This is a genomic window from Mesorhizobium sp. M7A.F.Ca.ET.027.02.1.1 (genome assembly GCF_004022985.1).
GTDB lineage: Bacteria > Pseudomonadota > Alphaproteobacteria > Rhizobiales > Rhizobiaceae > Mesorhizobium.
The window spans coordinates 1-3,800 of sequence record NZ_RZOL01000510.1 but is presented as its reverse complement, the minus strand read 5'-3'; the positions used below and the strand labels follow the sequence as shown (position 1 = coordinate 3,800).

General features: G+C 65.8%; 4 protein-coding genes. All 4 read right to left on the bottom strand.

All coding sequences use genetic code 11. The features are described from left to right. Positions 1–32 precede the first annotated feature (32 nt). Entirely contained in the window at positions 33–1,121 is a 1,089-nt protein-coding gene (gene mepA / locus EN749_RS32385) for a penicillin-insensitive murein endopeptidase (protein WP_128364694.1), read from the bottom strand. A 65-nt stretch (positions 1,122–1,186) separates the two neighbouring features. Further along, the gene (locus EN749_RS32380; protein WP_127808449.1) at positions 1,187–2,086 is read right to left on the bottom strand and encodes an SDR family oxidoreductase; all 900 of its coding nucleotides are present in this window, start codon (positions 2,084–2,086) and stop codon (positions 1,187–1,189) included. Continuing rightward, complete coding sequence (gene queG / locus EN749_RS32375; protein ID WP_128364693.1) at positions 2,083–3,237, bottom strand: tRNA epoxyqueuosine(34) reductase QueG; 1,155 nt, start codon at positions 3,235–3,237, stop codon at positions 2,083–2,085. The genes EN749_RS32380 and queG overlap by 4 nt, the downstream gene beginning before the upstream one ends. Continuing rightward, positions 3,218–3,800: glutathione S-transferase family protein (locus EN749_RS32370; protein WP_145991095.1), on the bottom strand; the 583-nt coding region annotated here is incomplete at its 5' end. The genes EN749_RS32370 and queG, both read right to left, overlap by 20 nt.

Genomic DNA, 3,800 nt, shown 5'->3' with positions numbered 1-3,800 from the left:
GCCTATAAGCTGTAAGCTATAAGCCGTGACCGTCAGTTTCCAGGCGGTCGCGGTCTCGGCAGCGGCACGCCGATCTCGGGCGTCGCCGTGAAAGCGTTCATCGTGCTTGGCAAGCCGGCGGCGGCCGGGGTGGCGGGCAACGAGGGCGCTTCGGGTTCGGGCGCGGAGGCCGCGACCGGCACGCCGCCGCCATGGTAGGTCGCCGCATCGGCCGACGACGGCCCCGGCGCGTCGAGCACGGCGCGGCACTCGCTCGGCAGGTTCGCCATCGTCATCAGGTCGCGCGCCTTGGGGGCATCGGGGTTCTTGTTGGGCCGCCACGGCTCCTGCGTGAACCACCAGGCCAGCGGCTTGCCGCAACCGTCATCGTCCGGCGTCGCTTCCTGCGCCTTGCAACCGGGCGAGCCCGGCTGGCAGCCGATGCGCATGTGGAAATGATAGTCGTGGCCCCAGAACGGCCTGACCTTGCGCAGCCAGAAGCGGTCGCCCTTGACGGTGTCGCAGAGCTTTTTCTTGATGCCCGGATTGACCAGGATGCGCTCGACCTGGCCGTAGCTCGCCGCCCGCTTCAGAAGCCTTGTGTGCGCTGGCGTCCACAGCGCGTCCTTCACCAGATGGGTCTTCTCATCGACCATCAAGGTGGCGCTCATCGATTCGCGCTGCGCCATCGACAGCGGGCGGCGGGGCATCGGCGTCAGCCAGATGTCGGCGTCGAGCCCGATCTGGTGCGAGGCATGTCCTGTCAGCATCGGGCCGCCGCGCGGCTGCGAAATGTCGCCGATCAGCAGGCCTGGCCAACCATCGGCCGCTGCGTCGCGCGACAATTTCTCGACTACTGCGATCATCGCCGGATGGCCCCAGCGGCGGTTGCGCGACGGCCGCATCACCTGCCAGGTCGGACCGTCCAAGGGAATGGCGACGCCGCCGGCAAAACAGCCCTTGGAATAGAATCCGATCGACTGCGCCGCGGTCGCGGCCGGCAGTTTCTTGGCGCCGAACAGGTCTTTTGCCCGCTCCTCGGCGCTCGCCGGCTGAACGGCTGACCCAAGCACGGCAAGCAGGCCGAGCGCAGCGGCCAACAGGGGCGTTTTGCCTAGAGATAGCCTCATCGCTGTCTTCATGAACCCGGTTCTCCACCGCAATCCCAAGGCCGAATCATAGCACGCCGCACCCGCGGCTTCGATCGTCAGCGCTTCATCGGGCTGCGCGCTTCGCCGTCACGCCAATCGCCGCTTGCCCACATATGATCGAAGGCGGCGCGGTAGTCTGGAAACCGCAGGGAATAACCCGCCGCCTTGATCGCCGCGTTGGCGACACGCTTGTTCTCGCCATAGAAGGACCGCGCCATGGGCGAAAGTTGGGCGGCGTCGAAGGGAATTTCGGGCGGCGGTTCGATACCCATTAGCGAAGCGGCATAGGCGACGACATCCTGCGGCGGCGCCGGCAGGTCGTCGGTGACGTTGAAGATGCCGCCTGTATTGCCTTCGATGAGCTGCCACAGGGCGCCGGCAATGTCGTCGCAATGGATGCGGTTGAACACCTGGTCCGGCTTGACCAGCCGCCTTGCAGTGCCGTTTTCCAGATTGACCAGCGCGTTGCGGCCGGGGCCGTAAATGCCGGACAGGCGCAGGATCGCCCCCGGTCGGCCGATCTCGCGGCCCAGCTCCAGCCAGTCTCGTTCGGCGGCCACCCGCATCACCGAGCGCTTCGACACCGGCCGGCATTCCGCCGTTTCATCGACCCATGCGCCGTCATAATTGCCGTAGACGCCGACCGTGGAGAGATAGCCGATCCATTCCAGCAAAGGCATTTGAGCGATTGCCTCTCGTGCGGCATTCAGAACGGGATCGCCGGCCTCTTCCGGGGCAATCGAAATCAGCAGATGCGTTGTTTTTCCCAATGCATCACCGATTTCGCCGGTCATCGCGCCGTCGAACAGGAGCGGCGCGATACCGGCCTGCCGTAGCGTCTCGAATTTTTCCGGCGAGCGTGTCGTGCCGAAGATCGTCGCGGCGCCTTTGTTAGCCCGAGCAAAAGCCCTGCCGGAATAGCCGGCGCCGAAGATGAATATCTGCTTTTCGCTCATGCATTCGCCCTAGTTGGCCGCGCCAGACGCCATTCGTCGCGCACGGCATCGTCGCTTTCGGTTTTCAGGCCGATGGCTGCCCGTTGTGAATATTCGGCATCGGGCACCAGCCGCGCCAGCGCCCATATTGCCGCGCCCCGCACCAGCGGCGAGGCATCGTCCAGCAAGGCGCGCACAGTGTCGGCAAGAGAGGCATCGCCGGTATTGCCGGCGGCGATCAGCACGTTGCGGATGAACCGGTCGCGGCCGATGCGTTTTATCGGCGAACCGGAGAAGAAAGCGCGGAAGGAAGCGTCATCGAGACCCAATAGGTCGGCGAGCGGCGGCTCGCGCAAATCATCGCGCGCGACGAGTTTTGCTTCGGAAGCCGCCCTGGCGAATTTGTTCCACGGGCACGCGGCTAAACAGTCGTCGCAGCCATAGATGCGGTTGCCGATCTTTTCGCGGAATTCGTGCGGGATCGGCCCCTTGTTCTCGATGGTGAGATAGGAGATGCAGCGCCGCGCATCGAGCCGGTAGGGCGCCGGAAAGGCATCGGTCGGGCACGCGTCGAGGCAGGCACGGCAGGAGCCGCAATGGTCGATCTCGGCGCGGTCGGGCACGAGTTCGGCGGTGGTGAAAATGGTGCCGAGGAACAGCCAGGAGCCGTGTTCACGGCTGACCAGATTGGTGTGCTTGCCTTGCCAGCCGAGCCCGGCGGCCTCGGCCAGCGGCTTTTCCATCACCGGCGCGGTGTCGACGAACACCTTCACATCACCCCCGGCGCGCGCCACGATCTTGCCGGCGATCTCCTTCAGCCGCCCCTTCATCACATCGTGATAGTCGCGGTTTTGCGCATAGACCGAGATCGCGCCGGAGTCGCGCTTGGCCAGCACCCCGCGCGGATCATGGTCGGGGCCATAGTTCATCGCCAGCACGATGATCGAGCGCACCTGCGGCCAGAGGGCCATTGGTTCACTGCGGCGTTGCAGCGTCTCGGCGATCCAGTCCATTGAGCCGTGAAAGCCATCGGCGACGAATTCGGCCAGGCGCGCCGGCGCCAGCGGGATCGCATCGGGGGAGGTGACGGCAACGGCATCGAAGCCGGCGCGCTGCGCCTCCGCGTCGATCAGCGCGCGCAGTTTTGCGGCGTCAGAAGTCGAGGTCCGCATAATGCGACACCGGTGACAGGCCGCGCACCCGGTCGGTCAAAAGCGGCCGGAAGGAGGGCCGCGACTTGACCCGCGTGTACCATTCGCGTGCAGCGCTGTGCTCGCGCCAGTCGATCTCGCCAAGATAGTCGAGCACCGACAGCGTCGCCGCGGCCGCGAGATCGGCATAGGTGACCCTCGAACCGGCCAGCCAATGGCGGGTGCCGGCCAGCCAGTTGGTGTATTTCATGTGCTGGCGGATGTTGGCGCGCGCGGCACGGATCGCGCCCGAATCGGGCGAGCCGCCGCCAGCCGTTTCCGGCATGACCGGCTTCAGCACGCGCTCGCGCACCAGATGGCGGGTGACTTCGCTTTCAGCCTTGTTGAGATACCAGTCGATGAGCCGGCGGATTTCGGCGCGCTGCATCGGGTCCTCGGCGAACAGCCTCTTGTCGCGCTTCAGCACGCCGCGCGTTTCATCGAGATACTCGGCGATGACCGTCGCCCCGACGATCGGCACGTCGCCTTCGGCCAGCAGGATCGGCAGCGTTCCGGCCGGGTTCAGCGCCAGGAACTCCTTGCGC